The organism is Acaryochloris marina S15 (assembly GCF_018336915.1).
In the GTDB taxonomy this organism is placed as follows: domain Bacteria; phylum Cyanobacteriota; class Cyanobacteriia; order Thermosynechococcales; family Thermosynechococcaceae; genus Acaryochloris; species Acaryochloris marina_A.
Genome location: NZ_CP064923.1, coordinates 3,179,346 through 3,197,371 on the forward strand (window position 1 = coordinate 3,179,346; position 18,026 = coordinate 3,197,371).

Sequence of the window (18,026 nt, forward strand, 5' to 3'; positions counted from 1 at the left end):
GGCTAAGTTATTGACTGTGGTAGGGAGTGCTATAAGTTAATTAATTTTTTTGTATGTGTTTGGTGGATATTCGTATAAACATCCAGTAGCTCCTTAGCAATCACAGGCCAGCTAAAGACTGTACTTGCAAGTTTGCGACTAGATTGCCCCCGTTGCAGCAAGATCTCAGGATGTTGCAGCGTTTCACTAATGGTTTTAATCCACTGTGTGATGTCTGTGGGTATGATCCATCCAGCGTTATATTCTGCAATCCAAGGTGCGATCTGAACATTTGGCGTAATGACAACTGGGGTAGCAGCAGCGAGGGCTTCAGCAACGGCAATCCCAAAGTTCTCGGAGTAGGAAGGCAACAAAAATAAATCGCTACCTTGAAGTATAGTGTTTTTCTCGGCACCATCAATAAAGCCGGTAAATGTAACCCGATCGCTAATCCCTAATACATTAGTATACTCCTGCAGATGTTGCTCATAAGATGGTTCCCCACTGCCCGCTACCAGTAAGTTGATCTTTAATGCTTGCTTGTTCAGATGTTGAACAACGTCTAGTAAGAATTCGACCCTTTTTTTGGGGTGTAAACGTGATAAAAAAAGCAGAATAGGCTGATTATCTAACTTATATTTTTGAAGGAGTTGTCTTTTAGCGATAGGTCGATTAAGGCTGGGCAATTCAACGCCCAGAGGAAGAAGTAGCTTAGGTGTTTGAATATTTAATGCTTTTATATCACTGACTTCTCCGGGGGAAGTGCAGTGAATCATTGCAGCCTGCTCTAGATTACGATTTTCTATGAGATAACGGTAGAGTTTTTTTCTTTGAGCTGACTGGGACAATGCCCAAGGAGTCAATTGCCCAAGGGGACGCATTAGGTAAGGGATATTACTATGCCGTGCGGCTCGTGCTGTCCAAGTCGGGAGATGAGAGAAAAGATAGTGAGTATGAATCAGATGGAATTGCTTAAGATGATTGCGGTGCCACTTAGAAAGCGCATGGGTGTATAGAAACTCTTTAGCTTGAACTGTTCGGGGTAAGAAAGTGGTTTTTAGCCCTTTAAAGCGAATTGGCTGGTTAAGAGGAACTTCTAGACGTTGATTAGTGCCATCATCGGTTGTTAGAATTTCGACATCAGCACCAATAACTTGGAGACTCTTGCTAAGCTGTAAAGCTACTCGGGTTGGCCCACCAAGGTATGGGCTCAGTGAAGGAATGACCTGTAAGATTTTCATTTGTTGCAGACTTAAAATGGATATCGGGCCAGTCAATGCTTTTGATTAACTCTGCAATACGTCTCTTGATTAGGGAATTGAATGCTTGATTGCAGCAAAATCCGAAGAATACTTATTTTTTAAGAGTAAATAGAATAAAAATTTTCATTTATCTTGAATATATTACCTAAATAAGTTGTGAAATTAAGCTTTCAGGTATTTTTTAAATACCCTTGTTTTAGATAACGAGCTTAATGGTTGTATCTTTTAAAGATAATTTTTGATAATACAACCTTCGGATAGCTAGCATTAAGACCATCCAGAAAAGGAAGGAAAAGCAATTGCCAGCAGAATAGATTGCCGGTTCAAAGATCGCGATGACTAAGCCACTAACGATAGTGGCAGCTAAGGTAACAAGTTGATAATTACGCCACTTAGCAAATAAGCAAAAAACCGCGAAGCCCCAAAGCAATCCAAAGAAAAGATAGGTAAGGGGCCAGCCAATTTGTACTGCTAGCCCAAAGTAACTGCTCATTACTCCATGACCTCGGAGTTTTAATGCATATAAAGAGGTTCCATAATAGTTATGGATTAAACCCTCTGTACCAAATCCATGGCCAAAGTCAGGACGATTAGTAATATAGTCTTGAGCAAGCTCCCAAAAATAAGTTCGATTTGCGGCTGTATATAATGTATCTTCTCGCAGAATTTTCTCTGCGAAAAAATTCGTTTGAATGAATTGCTCTAGAAAAATGATAGCTGCTGTGGGGATAAAAAATGCTTGTATTGGATTCTTAGCAAACAATGATCTAAAAATGAAGAATATTGCAACGCCAAAAGCGAATAGCGCTGTGCGATTTCCACTGAGCAGGAGATTAACTAAAAATATAATAGTGATGGTTAGATCTAACTTATGGTTCGTAATTAGCCATCTAGATATAACTAATGGTAAAGCAAGTCCCAATACCAAACCAATATTATTGGGGTTTTCAAAAATCCCTTGAAAACGGGAAGACATAAGCGAAGCTGGCTCAAAAAAAATTCCATAAACCAGATTGAATGTCATGACGAAGCCTAGGATATATAAGGTATTCCTGATAATAACTGCCTCTGATATTGAATCAGTATATTCCCATAACGTCCAAAACGAACAAACATATAATAGTAGTAGACTAATAGTCTTTAAGGCTGTTTCTATAGGTAGAATCGACCAAATAGCCGAAGCCAGAAAAATATATAAGAACATGATAATGAACCGATCAGGCAAAATTATTGTACCTTTTGATCTTCCTGCACGGACAAAACCTAATTTCACAGATAAAGCACAACCTGAAAGTAGAACCAACCACCTAAGAATATCTCCTGCTGATGCTATTTTTTCGAATTTCATGGTTGCCATGAGGAAAGGCAACATATAGAAAATCAGGAAGTGTTTTATAAAGAACGAATACATAGTAATATTCAGCGGAAAAATACGTGGGAATCTCGTTGTTTTGTAGAATAACCTTACCCTGCAATTAAACTATGAACCTAAAATTAATCACAGCTTTTTTAATCCATGCAGTAAGGTGTCGACCCAACGCTGAGGAGTATACTGCTTTGATAGCTCGTGGCTTGCTTGCCTATATGCTACTTGTTGCTTTGGATTCAATAAATGAATGGACATCAATGCCTCAGTAAGCTGATTAACTGAACCGCTAGGGAAGCTATAACCGTTGTAGTATTGCTTTAATAGATGGACTCCTGCACCACAAGCATCGGAAAGAATGAGTGGCAAACCACATGCAGCTGCTTCTTGTATCACCACTCCCCAGGGTTCGAAGCGGCTCGGTAAAACAAAGGCTGATGCTCCTTGCATAAGTATTGGAAGGTTATGAGGTTGGATGAAACCGCGATCTTCTGCACCGGCAGCTATTAACATATCTTGTAATGGTCCAGCACCAGCACAAACTAGACGCCAGGGGTTTTCCACATTCGAAGAATAGTTTTTGAATGCATCAGCGAGGAGGTCAATACCTTTTTCGGGTGCATATCGTCCTACATAAAGGAAATAAGGATGATTTAAGTCAGTGGGGTTGGTCACTGAATTCGCAAAAGCTGGCCAGTCACAGGCATAGTAGCCATCCCAGCAACGATCTCCAGAATATCCAAGCTCTTGGGCAAGATGGCGCTGACGCTCGCCGGTCACCCAAAGAACGTCAAGAAACCTTTGTAAATACAAGGGAGAAAGCCACACAGCAATTTGTTGGCGAAGAGATCCTTTCCACTGTGTATCACAGCCTGCAATAATTGGTATACCTTTTGATTTTAAGTGTCGACAAATCCTAACGTAGTCTTTATCTCGCCAACCGCTTGCAAGTACTGCTGTTGGGCGAAATGCTAAAATTTGATGCAGAATGCTCTCAATATTGCACTCATAACGATTAATGATTGTGCCTAGGTCGGAAAACGTGGAGGTGTCAAAAGGTGAATCCGGTTGATTAGGCCAGGCATAGATTAAGAGTTCGGCCTCAGTCTGTTGCTTGAATTCACGTAGGCAAGCGGCTAGGTAACCAGACAATCGGGTGTGGAGTAGAGCAACTCTCATCATGCAGCAACGACTTTCTGAATTGCTTCTAGCGTTTGCATTGCAATTCGATCCCAGGTAAAGGACTGTATACGTTCGAGAGAAGATTTCTTCATGTTTTGGAATTGAGTTTGAGTAAGTTCCAAAAAATGATTGATTCCTTGAGTAATGCCTGGAATACTGACTTTGGGAAGTAAGACCCCATTCTCGATGTCAACTAGAAGGCAAACGGCGCCAACGTCCGTTGCTAATACTGCTAAACCTGACCCCATAGCCTCCAGAATCACATTAGGCATTCCTTCAGAATAAGAGGGACAGAGTAAAACATCAGATTGGCGTAGTTCGTGCTGTAAAATACTCTCATCACGTATTGGTCCTGCATAACTAACATTAGGGAGAGACAATTGCTTGTCTTTCGGGATTGGACCTATAAAGCGGAACTGAGCATGGTTTTTCCAATCAGGATTTTTCCGTATCGCAGTTTGAAGTTCTTGAATGCCTTTACGGCGTTCATAGCGTCCAACGAATATGAAGCGGATTGGGTCAGAAGGGGGAAGAACTCGATCGACTAACCATGAAGAATCAATGCCTCCTGGAATTTCAAGGATTTGTTCGTTAGGTATATGTAATTTTTTATTAATAAGCTCAGTAATCCGGCCACCATAAGAAAATAGATAGTTTGCTTGATGGATATGGTACGAGAAATCTGGACGTAATAACCAATTCTCTAGCCAAGCTTTTGAATTTGCTGAAGTTTGGAACATCTCAAACCCATGAAGATTTACTCCAATGGGCGGAATCTTACTACCGTGCAACTTTGCTTCCGTAAAAGCCCAAGCAGTTATGCTTTTACCTAAGATGAAGTCTGATTCTGATTGCTGTTGGTACAGCTCATATGCTTTTTGGGAGAAACATTTTAATGAACGAATATAATGTCCTGGGAAATGGTCTAATTTAGCCCAAGGAATAAAAATATTATTAATATTTTCTTTTTCTATATCAGTCATTCCATAAAGCTGATCAATAGTTTGAGTATTATCAAAATCTGTATGATAAAGATCAATTCTTACTCCTAAGGTAGCTAAATGTTTAGCTAAGTTAAAGCTATGACGCTGCAGTCCACCGATAACATAAGGTGTAACGCCTGGAGTTAGAAAGGATATCTTCACTTAATTATTGGTATTTTAATTTAGATTAGAGAGCTGGTATAAATAGCAGTTAATGGCAACTTTATTTCCATCTCCAATATTAGCTTTTCTGAAAAGATTTCTTAAATCAAAGTGCGTAAGCACAGTTGCTATTCCAAATCATGTAAGTGCTCTAGAGTATACTTCTGCATATCTATCAGCAGCTTTATCGTAACTATGAAATCGTTCAATCCTATCTTTTGCAGCAATACCAATTTTTGCCCTTTTTGATGGAGATTCAATTAACTCAACTATTTTTTTAACAAGCTGATTAATGTTACCTTTTTCATAAGAAATTCCCGACTCTCCATCAATAAACCACTCACTTGTTCCACCTGAATTAGAAGCTACGACAGGAGCACCGTTTAACATTGCTTCAGCCACTACATTGGGAAAATTATCAGGGTATATTGATGGAACAACTACCACACAGTCAGAGGCAAATCTATTAAAAATATCTTCTCTCTTCTGCCAGCCTAAAAGTTGAATATTTTTCAACAGAGCTTGTTCAACACTCTCCTCAAACTGGTGTTTAAAGTCACCGTCACCAATAATTTTTAGTCTTAAAGATGGGTAATACTTGACAATTTCTCGATAGGCTTCAATTAAGTCAAAAATTCCTTTTTGCTTAGAAATTCGTCCAACAAAAACTAGATCTGGTATGCCTGACTTTGTTTGGATCGGTGTTGTTAAAATACTTTTCTGTGGTGAAGGAACCTTAAGTATCTTACTACGTAATACTCCATGATTTAAAAGAAGATTTAGCATATAGTCCGAGTAAACAATTAAGTTAAAATACTTTTTGATAAATTTATTCTGTTCATAATAAACATTTAAATAAGCTGAGACTATATTTTCAGGCTTGCGTGAACGTTGACATTTTTCAGTATATGCATTTATTAAACATAAGGGGCCAAAATTTTTACTACATGGTTTACAACTTCTTTCTAAAAACCGTGACCACCCAGGACAAGTTATCATTGGTTCATGTAGAGATCTAAAGACTGGGAGTCCGAATTCAAAAAGTAGGTTAGTTACCTGTGGGAAAGGCATCGAATGAATATGTATGATATTTATACAATATTCTTTTATATAGGTTTCGATTAAACATTTTAGTGATGAGATTGAAGAAGCCTTAATAATTCTGTTGACATCAGTAGAGAAATAACAAAGATTGTATGCACCCATTTCTTTACTAATTAGCATTAAATGCTTTTCAGTTTTAAAGCGTTCGTACATAGCTGTCATTATCTTAAGAATATGATTTTCAGCCCCACCTCTTAAATCAAGGTTGTAGTGAATCCGGAGAACTTTAATCTCTACATCAAAATACATTAAATAATATGGAAAATAATTTTTTTAGCAATTGAAAAGCTATATTTCTAGATTTCTGTTGTTAATTTTTACTTATTAATATAGATTTATTTGCGTAGAGCGTTGAATTATTTGGTATATCATCAAGAACTAATGAATTTGCGCCAATGATAACATTATCACCAACATTTATGCCGCCAGCTAATACACTACCCGGATATATAACTACATCATCACCAATTTTGGGGTATGAAGTAAGTTTATTTATGCTTCTTGCCCCTATAGTTACATTGTGATAAATATTTAACCTTTTACCAATTCTAACTCCACTACCAATAATGATTAGGTGTGCATGATGGATAACTAGGCCGCCCTCTATGATTGCATCAGGATGAATATCAATATTAAACTTGGAACGTAATAAGGAGTATAGAAAGATCCTTAATCCAGGAAAAATTCGTCTTCTATAGTAGAAATACTGATAGGTTCTGTAAAGAAGTACTGCTGCAAATTCACCCATTCTTAGAGAAGCTAAGACTACTGAAATCCAACTTTTTGGTTCATAGCCATAACGAGCCGAAAAATCTTCAACTAATGTAGACCAAGTATTCTGGTGTGGTAAACAGTCAGATTTTATTTTGGACATTTATCTTACAATCTTTTGATTAATAACTTTAGCCTTTTGATCAAAAACACTTTCCCAAGAAAAATCATTAGAAATTTTTCTGTATAGAGATTCACCTTTAGAGAAATAATCAGCAGGTTGCTCGGTGATCGCCATTAGTATTTTTGCTAGACCAAGCGAATCATCGATTTCAAAAAATTCTACTTCTGAAGTATCAAACCAATAGTCAAAATTATAAGTCCTTGGAACAATAGAAATACATTTTGATGCACCGTAATCGAATAATTTCATTTGAGACGTATAGGGAGGAACACCAGGAATTACTCCGACATGCATCATCTTTAATATATCTGCTAATTCATTACGATCCAGAAAACCATGATCAATGACTTCAATATGGCTCTCTAACTCATTTTTTATAGTGTCAAAACCAGTGCCAAAAAGATTTAGACAAAGGTTCTCTTTTGTTTCTTTCTCAAGTATCTTAATAGCTTTAATGAGAAGAGATGGTTGATGGTGAGACATAAGTCGAGCAATGAAGGCGATATTAACTTTATCATTTATAATCTTCTGGTGATTTGAATAATGATTGATAAAGTTTATCTCTACACCATTTTCAACATTACTCCAGTTTTTAGTAGATAACTGCCAATAATCTCCATATGTACCAACAAAGAATACATGTCGAGAACAGGAATATATTTTTTTCTCAATCCATCTATTTAACGGAGTAAGAAGAGATGGATAATATTTTTTTCTTGCTTCAAACTGTAAGCCATTTGATTCAACAAAACATGGTATCTTTAGAATATTTAGAACAACAGGAAGAAGATCCAGAAAAGATGCCCGGAAGTATACAAAGTCAACTTTATTCGTACATATTATGGAAGATATTTGAATAGATTTAATTACAGACTTTAAGAGAATTTTGCAATCAGAAAGAGTACCCTTTATCAGGCTTGACCTTTTTGAATTTTGAACTATATCATTCTGAGGTGTAGTTTTTAGGCTTTTCTTAATCTTGGATGAAATTAAATATATATCAAAGTATTTATTTAATTCACTTAAACCAATATCAATATGTCTGTATGCACCAGAAGTGGGATCTAAACAGCCTGCTTCATTAACAACATAAATACCTTTAGGTCGTTTTTTCCTACTGATCATATGATAAAAATATTTTATCTATAAGTCTAACAAGTCTATAAAAGCCACGGATCTTCTAGTAGGGACTAAAGTGCAACTCTAAGTTATGAGTTCTAAAATGCATTGGAAAGTTCTTTATCTATTTACTCTGAAGTGTATAGAGTATTAGTCCTGACTGCCTGACACATCTCTGAAAGCCTTTTCTTCGTAAGGGTTTGCACTGTAAGAATAGCAACGCTGCCCCTAAGGCAAGAGAGTTGGTAATACGTTTAGGTTGCGTTTGACGTGTGAACAATGCCAAAAGCTAGCCTTATACACCCTGCTATTCAGCATCCAAAAGCTACGTATCTAAAGGCTTTGAGGTACTTATGTCAGGCAGTCAGGTATTAGTCTATTTGATTTGTTATCATCATCGTGTAACCCTTGCCATTAATCTGGTGCGAAAAGCTGAAAGGCTGGTCTAGCGATCAGTCTGCTGTTGAATTGACTGACGCCTTTAAAGGAGAAGGTCAATTCACTAACCTTAGACCAAGGATTTTTACTGTGTCCCTGTAATTATCATGCTCTTAGCCTTCAAGATTCCGTTTAAGATGCCAGCAGTGAATCAAGGCATGTCTTGGGAATCAAGATAGTTCTGTTGTCATCGAACTAGTTACTGGACCCACTATCGATTTCACAGCTAACGGTCTGGCTTTGTTGAATGCTAATTAGCGGTTGTGTGTCACTATTGCAAAGGATTTCTACAAAAGCATAGCGATTATCTAATTTATGTTGTTTATCAGATAAACATTGCCCTCGTAGATATTTGCGTAAGCGGTCTGGTATTGAAACGAGTTATTGAATTAAAAAATCACTTTAACATACCAACGATGACTAAATATCCACTGGCACTGCTGTTGTTGGCAACCTTTTTTCATCTTGATCAGTGTCTGGATTACACTGCTGTGGATGTTTTCAGAGTTATTCGGCGTTGAGGAAGATGAGACTATCAAGACTTATTTCTACCTAAAACACTTTAGAAGTTTATCCTTAAGGGCGTTGATAGTTTCTTCCTGCCCAAGAGGGAAATTTAATTTTATGTTATCGAACTACAGATGATCTTTGATTATAATCTCGTGATAGTCCTAAAATCTTAAAAATCATTAAACTAAATGAGTGCGTTCTCAATAAGAAATTCTGAAAAGCTATTTACAAGTAGCTTAATATCATAGTTTGAGACTACATGTTTTCTAGCTGAAATTGAAATTTCTTTTCTAAGATCTTCATTACTTATAACTAGATCTAAATAATCACTAATTTCTTTGATCGCATTATCTCTATTATCGGCATCTACAAGAATACCACACTTGCTGTTTTTAACAGACTCTACTGCCCCTCCGTGGTTTCCAGCTATAATTACATTCTCAAAGAAAGATGCTTCTATAAAACTTATACCAAAACCTTCAAAGTCTTTGTTTAAATTAGAATGATTCGGCATAATAAAAACTGAGCTTAATTCTAGCAAATTAAATTTAGCTTCGTCTGAAATTTTCCCTAAAAACCGTACTTTTTCATTCAATTCTAATTCATTAACAATTTTTTTGAGATAATCGTATTCCTGGCCCGTTCCTGCAATTAAATAAATATAATCATCATTTTCTCTTAATGTTCGTTTTAAAGCTTGTATAGCAATATCTATACCTTTTCTTTTTGTGAGTCTTGAGATTGTAGTAATTAAAAATTTATTAGTTAGATCTATTTCTAAATCCTTAGATTTTTTTTTCTTTTTGCCTTCTAGGAATTCTATATCAAGGCCTGGATAGAGGATGTAGTCTTTGCAACTATATTGAATTGAATTATCTTTAAGTAGTTTTTTTGTAGCATGAGAGTTGAATATAATTAGATTTGAGCTTTTGCAGACAAAATCCAAAAAATTTTTATTGCTCTTGATCAGATTCAAAATATCGTAACCATGCAAAACTATTGCATACTTTAATTTTAGAAAATGTAGTATCTGGATAACAAGTATAGAATATGTATTGCTTATATAAGTGATAATAAATAGATCTTTTGGATTTTTAAGTGATATTTTTAGGATCTCAAAAATAACAAAAAATGCAATATTAATATAGTAAATTGCAGAGTTTATTTTCTTGAATAAATAAAATGAATCTCCTATTCTTTTTCCAAGAAATCTATCATTTTTGTATTTATTTAAACCTTTCAGGGTAAAAACAGGAGTTTCTATTTGAAGTACACTTGTAATTACTGTATTTAGTAAATCTAACTTGTTTAACTCTTTTGCAAGTTGGTAGGTATATTCAGCAACCCCACCCAACATAGGCTTATAGTCCGGTGAGAAAATTACAATTTTATTACTCATTTTTTATTAAATATGCTAACCCAAAATTGCAGCATTAAGGATTTGATGATTGGGGAAAGTATCTTCCATTTTTCATTAGCGAGACTGGATTTTTAAACTATTAAACTTGAGGCCAAGGATCTTAAATATTAGATATTCAATAGCTTCTAATTCTCTAAAGAGGCTTTTTTGACATGGTTTAATAGTATTAAAGCTAACCACTCAATAATTCAACAATAAATGAGAAACTTAGTTAAAAAAAGAATATTATGAACGCAAAAAATTACTTTTTCTGAATCTACTCAGGATTTAACTACTGATAATTATTAAGAACAATAGGAATCACAATACAAACCAACGGATTGGGAGAGAAATGAATTCTTTACCCTGACTATCTAAATCAGGGTAGTTGAGTAGCCTCATATAATGTATTTTTTTTAACTAGTCCAGCTTAAGTTAAGATTTTAAAGCGAAAATCTCTTTAATATTTTTTTGAATTGATTACCCAATATTTCTTTTCTTTCGCAATAAGTAATTCTTCTTGCTATTTCTTCTAGTATTTTTTTTCTTGTACCAGTGTTTGCATACCTTAGTTTAACTTCTATTGCCTCTGCCTTTGATAAGATTTTATACTTGGGCGAGGTTGTCTTGGCATTATTATGGATCTTTATTTTTGATGCAATGATTTCATAGTGATGAAAATTTGTGATTTCAGAAAAACGAAACCATAAATCATAATCCATTTGTAAGTGAAGTGACTCATCTAATTTTCCTGCTTCAATAAATAAATCATGATTAAAGAATACACCAGCTTGCGGAACATAGTAGCTCCACCAAAAAATATTAGAAAATTTTGTAGAAGGGGGATTAGTTAAACAAATAAAATTATTGTCAGGAGTTACCCTCTCTACTGAGCAAGTAATACAACGAATATTTTTTCCTTGTCTAAATTCATTTGCAATATTGGATAGAATATTAGGACAATAGCAATCATCGCTATTTAGCCAAGCACATATTTTACCTTTAGCTTGATTAAATCCAGAATTAATTGCATGACTTTGACCTTTATCATTTTTGCTTGTCCAATAAGTAAAAAACTCCTCATATTTATTAATTATTTCAAGTGAATTATCAGTGCTTCCGCCATCCATTAATATATATTCTAAATTCGGATATCCTTGTAGTAGTACTGAGCGTATTGTCTCTTCAAGAAACTTTCCTTGGTTAAAGCTTGGAGTTATTATGCTAATCTTAGGCCAAGTTAAGCCATCAAGCATAATCTCTGGAATGATATTAGATCCCTCTGTCCAAGGCCATCCTTTTTTATTTGGTGGGGGTGGTGGCAAATCTTTTATTGTTAGAAATTTACTAACAGTCATTGGGGTATCTCAGGCCTAACTTATGCATGAAAATTTTAATCAAATAAAATCTTCTATAATAGAGAAAATAAACCAATGATTAAATAGTAAATAGCGATAGTTAAGTATTCTTATATTGAACTTGAGAGTTGAGTTAACTGATTTGAGTTAGATTTACGGTTGAGTAAAGCTCTATATAAATTTAAATACCTTTTAGCCTGGAGCTTTGATGAATATTCTTCTAATGCAATTAACCTACAATTTAACCCCATTTCATAGCGTAATTTATCATCTTTAAGTAGCACTTCAATTCCTTTTGAGAAATCTTCAATATTCTCTTCTTGTGCGAGATATCCTGTAACATTAGGTCTTACCAAATCTTGAACACCTCCAACCCTAAATGATACTGTGGCTGTTCCACAAGCCATGCTTTCTTGAAGTACAACTGGTAAGTTATCTGCCCGAGTGGGTAAGAGAAATAAATCCGCAGAGGAATATACTATAGCTTTTATACGGTCATTTGTAATATAACCGAGATGGATAGTTTCAATGTCAGTACTTTTATCTAACGCACTATAAGGTTTTCCAAGGGTTATTAGAATGCATTCTTTTTTTAGTTTTTCAGGCAAAGAGGAAAGAGATTTGATTAATAAATCACCTCCTTTTCTGGGTTCATTTAACTTTACTGCACAAAAAAGTAAAACTTTTTTTTGAAGAGGTATACCTAGGATACTTCGGGAAAGCTTGTTATCTAATGGTTTGTAAATATCTGTGTCAATACCGTATGGAATATGATGAATCGAGAACTGGTTAAGAATGCTTTTTTTAGCTTGCTGGGCTAACCATTTACTCGGCGAGACAATTACTAAATCTGAATTTCTATATACCCAATTCTTAAACTTCCATTCCCAGCGGGTAGTATCTCTTTTGATTGCAGGAATAGTTTCTGGGTATGGACAAGAACCACAGCCATTTTGCCATCTATTGCAGTCAAAGCTATAAGCACAATGCCCAGTAAAACTCCACATATCATGAAGTGTAAAGATTGCAGGCTTAGATTTAGTTAGTTTTGGAATTGCCATATAACTAAATCCAGCAAAATGAAGATTATGAAAATTTAGTAAATCACATTCCTGAAAAAACCTATGTTTAGGGATATCGAAACTACCAAAATAATTTAAATGGTTGAAGCCTAAGCGGGAAGTAAACCTTCCAAGTTGATTTTCTAACCTATATCGGCGAGGTGATAAATTTACCTCTTCATCATCAGTCTGTAAGTTCCCTACCAAAAGCTTAGAATTTACACCTTGTTTCAACAACTCCTTGTGGAGACGATACCCTGCAATTGCAGCTCCACCTGAAATATCCGATTGATTAATATGTAATACTTTCATGGGGTTAAATAGCGATCGCTATGCAGGTAACTGCTCAACAAACCTTTGATGGGCATTTGCATGTATTTACTGTTGTAGAATTACCAATACCTGATCCATACGATACTGTGGCAAATAAGTGATACTCCATTTTTGCTATTCTTTAGCGGAGAAAATCAAGTCTGAGGAGGTTTAATTGCTTCCATGTAGAGGGAGTCAGGTTTGTAAATGTTGCCATCTGCTTCGGTATCTAGGTTAAAACTGCTCCAACCGGGAATGTAGCTTTCGGTAGCACTACGTTGAGTAATTTGTTCAAATCCACACTCTTTGAGTAAGCGTGCTAGAGAATAGCGATCGTACATCCATTGATGAATTTCACTGATTTGGCGGAAGCGACCTATGTTTATCGATTGGTGATCTTTTGCACCAAACGGAAATTTAATCAGGGTTTATCGACGCACATTTGAATCGCACAAAAAACGGAACAAGGGACGTAGCAAGACTTTAAAACATGGATCTATGTTTGAAATAGCTTGACCTTGACTTTGCCCAACTTCGATGAGTTTTTGGACTTCAAGACTTAGACGCTTCAAAATGAAGGGTTTATTCAGAACCTCAGGTTGAAAAAGGTAGGCTGCCATATCGCCCCTTGAGTAATTTCTGACCATCTGGTCAAAAAGTTCTAGCAACAACCAATTGTAGTTGTCGGCTACATAGGAATTACTACAAACAGCCTGTTCCAGTCTCGACCATTTTTGATAACCTTTTGACTCTGGCAGTGGGGACAATCCTAGTTTGTTCTCTTTGCACTGCCGACATTTTAGCTCTTATAGATTAACAGGCCAGTGCCAGGATATCACGCCTTAACTGATCAGTACTCGTTGTGTATTTAGGTAAGGCCGTAGTGTTGCAATAGGCGAGCAAGAGAGTGGCAATTACACAACTACTCATGGGAAATTATCGACTCAGGTATGATTTTTTCGAATACTTTTCTGAGTAAACGTTTCATAGAGACAGTAATTGATAAAACTCTCGCAGGAAGGAACCGTAAGAGGTATTTTTTTGATAAAGCTAACCTCAACATCAGCTTTCCTAACTCCGATTTAGATAGAACTAATTCATTGCCTAATTCTTGTTCTATAATCTCTCTTTGAACTTTCAAATCGCATTCTGGGAAGCTAAAGAAATTTCCGAATCGAGACTCCCAACTTCGATGAAAATCCGTGTAATCTATATCTTGATAATTTTGATCAAGTGAATCTGTCGAAAAACGTGGACCCCAAAAAAAGCTCTTCAAACCCATTGCAGATGCGAATAGAAGAGCAGAGGTCATTTGATTTGAAAAAGCGTAACGCTTACCGTGAACATTGGCTACAAAGCGTTTGAGAAATGCTTTGTCATACAAATCATTGCCATTTGTAACAACTTTAAACCCGTGGCCTCTAAAGGTATTATCCAGACCTTTTTGCTGGTCGAGATGATACATGCAGACAGTGATAGGGTGATAATTATCTGGCAAATTCTGGAGCATCTCTGCATACAGGTCAAAATCACATTTCATCTCAATCAGCTTCGATGAATGAGAAGGAAATACAATAGAGCCTTGCTTATTATCTGCTTCAGAATAGTCAAGGAGTTTTAATAGGTAGAGGAATGGTGCACCAATACTACGCGTCTTTAATGCCCGATATTTTCTTTTATATGTTTCCTCTAAACTTTTCGACCAATACCAATTTTCAGGCGCATCATAACGAGCATCATGATCAGTAGCCGTTATTGTCCAACCATGCTGTAATGACATAGGACAAGGCAAATAGGACGGAAACCCCGCATACTCTTTCAGAATCTTGCCGATACCGTAATAGGTCACATTGTCATAAAACTCTTGCATATCGTTTCCAGAATGATCGTTTAACCTAGGGCCACTCGAAAAGAAGTATCTAAAAGCTGTACGATTCCAATCTTCTCAGTGAAATCCAGAACCCTTCGCCCTCATTTTTATGTCCCTGCCATATCTCCGGAATGAAGGAGGCATTCGGGGCGAATTGGAGTAAATATTCTTGCAAGGCAAGGAAATCCATTTCACCTTCTCCAATTTGCAAGCCTTCTCCATCCGACCCAGCCGCATCTGCAATATGCAAATGGGTCGTATGTGGTCCCACTTGCCGAACAAATTCCATGAAGGATAGCTTGTGTTGGTTGCAAGCTAGCTTGGAATGGGAGACATCTAGACAAACACGATATCCATGCTGAGCACAGAATGCGGTAATGTCGTGAGCATCGACAAATAAGTTGTGATATCGCTGTCCACCAAAGTGCCATGGGAAAGGTGGCATTGTCTGCGGGATGATTTCAACTCCTTCCGCATCAATGGTAGATAAACTATCGAGCAGTATCTGATACAGTTTCTCTAGTTTCGATCGAGGCAGGGGAGCATCGATCGTGAAGCCTCCAATATTAGTGACAATACAAGGGCGCTGGGCGCGCTTAAAATAGGGCTTCAGTTCACGCGTAATTTCGACGACTCGCTGCAACTCATGAATGGATCGTTGTCGATAACTCTCGTCTTCCGAGCATAAGTCAAGCGTATGATCTCTGGCAAATAGCTCAGGACTATGCACAACCAGATCGAGGTCATAGACTTGGTCGAAGTATTGATGTAGGTCTTCCTCCATGTCTTTGTAGCTCAGGTGGAATTCCAGTAGGTCGGGGTTGGTTTTTTCGAGTATGTTTTTGAAGTCGTGATAGCGCACTGGCAAGCCCCAGGGGCGATCGAACTTGTAGTGTTTGGGTTGCACACGATCGTGCTCTAAATCGCTTGGGTAAAAGAAATCACCAGCCTTGAGATCACGTTTTGCCTTTTGGCCAATCAACTCATCTTTGCGGTTGGGTTGTAAACCTTTTCCAGGGCTTTTGACTTCCAGCATTCCGGCTGTGATGACCTGCCCTATCTGGAGATTACAGTTGATGATTAAACTTTTGGCCAAGGTTTCTCGATTCATCAATTCACCCTGACTCAGTCGGCGTTCACTGCTGCTGCCGAGCGCTGACTCGATCTGACGAATGCCCTGCACCATCGTTTGAAATTCATCGGGCAACAAACTAACCTTATGGTCATTGCCTTCCATAAATTTATCAATCGTGAAGTGTTTTTCAATCACCTTGGCGCCTTTAGCCACGGCAGCAACTGAAACATGAATATCACGTTCATGGCCTGAATATCCCACGGGGCAATCACCAATTTCTTTGAGACGTTCCAGGTAGTTGAGATTAACATCTTTAAAGGGCGCTGGGTAAGTAGAGTTGCAATGCAGCAATACATACATCGCACCGAGCTGTTGCAATAGCCGGACAGATTCGGCAATCTCGGCTTCTGTAGACATCCCCGTCGAGCAAATGAGTGGCTTACCGGTCTTAGCTATCGCTCTGAGTAAATCATGGTTGGTCAGATCGGCTGAGGCCACTTTATAGCCTGGCATACCATAGTCTTCCAGTATTCCAAGACTTTTTAAATCCCAAGGGGTGCAGAGCGGCAGGATTCCTTGGGATTTGCAATAGTCGAATACTTCCAGCATTGCCTCAGGGGAAAGCTGAAAGCGTGATAGCAAATCGAGGGTGTACTGTGAACCAAGGTCCTCGCTCGCATCATTAGCGTTACCAGCATTACGGTAGAGGGCTTTCATACTACGCAGTTGGAACTTAGCGCAGTCAGCACCCGCTTCAACGGCTAGATCCACCAGTTTCTTGGCCATATCTAGGTTGCCGTTATGATTGTTACCGATTTCCGCAATGATGAAGGTAGGTGAGGTCGCATCAATTTTGAAGTCACCAATCTGGACACCATCGGAGCGTTTGCGGGCGACGGCGACAAGGTGACCAGCAGCGTCTACCAGTGGAATAAACTCGACTTCGGCGGAAAATGCCGCCAAGATCTGAGCGGGGGCGGCATCGGCTGGAACGGACTTATAGTTTTTATTCGAAACCTGATAAACGGATTGATTTAGATCAATATTGTCTTGACTGACTAACCAACGGCGAAAGTCACCGTCGGTCATAATCCCTTCTAGCGCGCCGGACTCGGTGACGGAAAAGATAATACGACTTTTGTTGTCACTGATTTTCTTGAGCGCGTTAAGAACACTATCTTCAGCAAAAACGATGTATTTGGCAACGTTTCTGTCAATCAGCATGGGACACCACCTGTTGCTTGAGCAAGAATTCAGCGATTTCGAAGTCTAAAGGAGAATCAATTTCGTGAGCCGCAGCCTCACTCATCGGGAAAAGCGATATTTTACCGCCTAAGCGATTGCCGAGTTCTTTCAAGACCCAAGGCTTAAAAATATAGATTGAACCATTTTCAACATACTGCGGATTCATGTCTTGCCGGCGAGGGCGATGGCGATAGTCGTAGTTGATGGCCTTAGCCACACCATTAGCTTCTTCCCAGAGAAAACGATGCGAGGGGGAAACTGATACGAGAGAATCAGCATCTTCTGACTGAAGTTTTTGGATAGCCCGATCGATGTCAATCCCAGTGCGAATTGGTGAAGTACACTGGAGGAAAATGACCAAATCAGGCTTAACTAAAGATTCTTCGATGACACTAAGTGAGTGAATCAAGGCAGATTCCGAAGATGCCGTATCACTTGCCAAGTAATCAGGGCGCTGGATAGTATTAACGCCATATTCCTGAGAAATAGCTGCAATCTCAATATCATCAGTCGAAACATAAACTTGTCCAGCAAGGTTAGACTCGAGAGCATCGAGTATACTGTGGGCAATCAAAGGCTTCTTATCCAGTAAGTTAACGTTTTTTCGGGGAACCCCTTTAGAACCTCCACGAGCTGGAATGACTACGATATTTCCCCGGAATTTAAAATTGGGCAAGTGCATGATAAGGCTATAAAAGGGAGTTAA

At 37.7% G+C, this 18,026-nt stretch carries 14 protein-coding genes; all 14 read right to left on the reverse strand.

Annotated elements, in window-relative coordinates; genetic code table 11:
- Positions 1-29: 29 nt before the first annotated feature.
- The 14 genes from I1H34_RS14810 to I1H34_RS14875 all read right to left on the reverse strand — a co-directional run bounded on the left by I1H34_RS14810 (position 30) and on the right by I1H34_RS14875 (position 18,002).
- On the reverse strand, positions 30-1,220 hold the full coding sequence (locus tag I1H34_RS14810; RefSeq protein ID WP_212661822.1) for a glycosyltransferase: 1,191 nt from the start codon (positions 1,218-1,220) through the stop codon (positions 30-32).
- A gap of 217 nt (positions 1,221-1,437) precedes the next feature.
- Complete coding sequence (locus tag I1H34_RS14815; RefSeq protein WP_212661823.1) at positions 1,438-2,598, reverse strand: O-antigen ligase family protein; 1,161 nt, start codon at positions 2,596-2,598, stop codon at positions 1,438-1,440.
- A 141-nt stretch (positions 2,599-2,739) separates the two neighbouring features.
- The gene (locus tag I1H34_RS14820; RefSeq protein ID WP_212661824.1) at positions 2,740-3,759 is read right to left on the reverse strand and encodes a glycosyltransferase family 4 protein; all 1,020 of its coding nucleotides are present in this window, start codon (positions 3,757-3,759) and stop codon (positions 2,740-2,742) included.
- Between the two features lie 26 nt (positions 3,760-3,785).
- Positions 3,786-4,934 (reverse strand): glycosyltransferase family 4 protein, encoded by a 1,149-nt coding sequence (locus tag I1H34_RS14825; RefSeq protein ID WP_212661825.1) that lies wholly within the window; start codon positions 4,932-4,934, stop codon positions 3,786-3,788.
- A 138-nt stretch (positions 4,935-5,072) separates the two neighbouring features.
- On the reverse strand, positions 5,073-6,287 hold the full coding sequence (locus tag I1H34_RS14830; RefSeq protein WP_212661826.1) for a glycosyltransferase family 4 protein: 1,215 nt from the start codon (positions 6,285-6,287) through the stop codon (positions 5,073-5,075).
- Positions 6,288-6,348: 61 nt separating this feature from the next.
- Positions 6,349-6,912 (reverse strand): serine O-acetyltransferase, encoded by a 564-nt coding sequence (locus I1H34_RS14835; RefSeq protein WP_212661827.1) that lies wholly within the window; start codon positions 6,910-6,912, stop codon positions 6,349-6,351.
- Positions 6,913-8,058, reverse strand: coding sequence for a glycosyltransferase family protein (locus I1H34_RS14840; protein WP_212661828.1), 1,146 nt, complete (start codon positions 8,056-8,058; stop codon positions 6,913-6,915).
- 1,126 nt (positions 8,059-9,184) lie between these two features.
- Positions 9,185-10,399, reverse strand: a complete 1,215-nt coding sequence (locus I1H34_RS14845; RefSeq protein ID WP_212661829.1) for a glycosyltransferase family 4 protein — start codon at positions 10,397-10,399, stop codon at positions 9,185-9,187.
- Positions 10,400-10,842: 443 nt separating this feature from the next.
- Complete coding sequence (locus I1H34_RS14850) at positions 10,843-11,757, reverse strand: glycosyltransferase family 2 protein (protein ID WP_249369261.1); 915 nt, start codon at positions 11,755-11,757, stop codon at positions 10,843-10,845.
- Positions 11,758-11,867: 110 nt separating this feature from the next.
- Positions 11,868-13,130: a glycosyltransferase family 4 protein gene (locus I1H34_RS14855; RefSeq protein ID WP_212661830.1), complete on the reverse strand. Its 1,263-nt coding sequence runs from the start codon at positions 13,128-13,130 to the stop codon at positions 11,868-11,870.
- 155 nt (positions 13,131-13,285) lie between these two features.
- Positions 13,286-13,471 carry a hypothetical protein gene (locus tag I1H34_RS14860; RefSeq protein ID WP_212661831.1) on the reverse strand — a complete coding sequence of 62 codons (186 nt, stop codon included), beginning with the start codon at positions 13,469-13,471 and terminating at the stop codon, positions 13,286-13,288.
- 581 nt (positions 13,472-14,052) lie between these two features.
- Positions 14,053-15,000 (reverse strand): hypothetical protein, encoded by a 948-nt coding sequence (locus I1H34_RS14865; RefSeq protein ID WP_212661832.1) that lies wholly within the window; start codon positions 14,998-15,000, stop codon positions 14,053-14,055.
- A 49-nt stretch (positions 15,001-15,049) separates the two neighbouring features.
- Positions 15,050-17,299: an N-acetylneuraminate synthase family protein gene (locus I1H34_RS14870; protein WP_212661833.1), complete on the reverse strand. Its 2,250-nt coding sequence runs from the start codon at positions 17,297-17,299 to the stop codon at positions 15,050-15,052.
- Positions 17,289-18,002, reverse strand: a complete 714-nt coding sequence (locus I1H34_RS14875) for an acylneuraminate cytidylyltransferase family protein (protein ID WP_212661834.1) — start codon at positions 18,000-18,002, stop codon at positions 17,289-17,291. The genes I1H34_RS14870 and I1H34_RS14875 overlap by 11 nt, the downstream gene beginning before the upstream one ends.
- Between the last annotated feature and the right edge of the window lie 24 nt (positions 18,003-18,026).

Bases quoted from the DNA above. Each gene is read 5' to 3' on its own strand.
- I1H34_RS14860 (WP_212661831.1), bottom strand. From the start codon at position 13,471: ATGTACGATCGCTATTCTCTAGCACGCTTACTCAAAGAGTGTGGATTT.
- I1H34_RS14845 (WP_212661829.1), bottom strand. From the start codon at position 10,399: ATGAGTAATAAAATTGTAATTTTCTCACCGGACTATAAGCCTATGTTG.
- I1H34_RS14855 (WP_212661830.1), bottom strand. From the start codon at position 13,130: ATGAAAGTATTACATATTAATCAATCGGATATTTCAGGTGGAGCTGCA.
- I1H34_RS14865 (WP_212661832.1), bottom strand. From the start codon at position 15,000: ATGCAAGAGTTTTATGACAATGTGACCTATTACGGTATCGGCAAGATT.
- I1H34_RS14840 (WP_212661828.1), bottom strand. From the start codon at position 8,058: ATGATCAGTAGGAAAAAACGACCTAAAGGTATTTATGTTGTTAATGAA.
- I1H34_RS14835 (WP_212661827.1), bottom strand. From the start codon at position 6,912: ATGTCCAAAATAAAATCTGACTGTTTACCACACCAGAATACTTGGTCT.
- I1H34_RS14815 (WP_212661823.1), bottom strand. From the start codon at position 2,598: ATGGCAACCATGAAATTCGAAAAAATAGCATCAGCAGGAGATATTCTT.
- I1H34_RS14810 (WP_212661822.1), bottom strand. From the start codon at position 1,220: ATGAAAATCTTACAGGTCATTCCTTCACTGAGCCCATACCTTGGTGGG.
- I1H34_RS14850 (WP_249369261.1), bottom strand. From the start codon at position 11,757: ATGACTGTTAGTAAATTTCTAACAATAAAAGATTTGCCACCACCCCCA.
- I1H34_RS14830 (WP_212661826.1), bottom strand. From the start codon at position 6,287: ATGTATTTTGATGTAGAGATTAAAGTTCTCCGGATTCACTACAACCTT.
- I1H34_RS14870 (WP_212661833.1), bottom strand. From the start codon at position 17,299: ATGCTGATTGACAGAAACGTTGCCAAATACATCGTTTTTGCTGAAGAT.
- I1H34_RS14875 (WP_212661834.1), bottom strand. From the start codon at position 18,002: ATGCACTTGCCCAATTTTAAATTCCGGGGAAATATCGTAGTCATTCCA.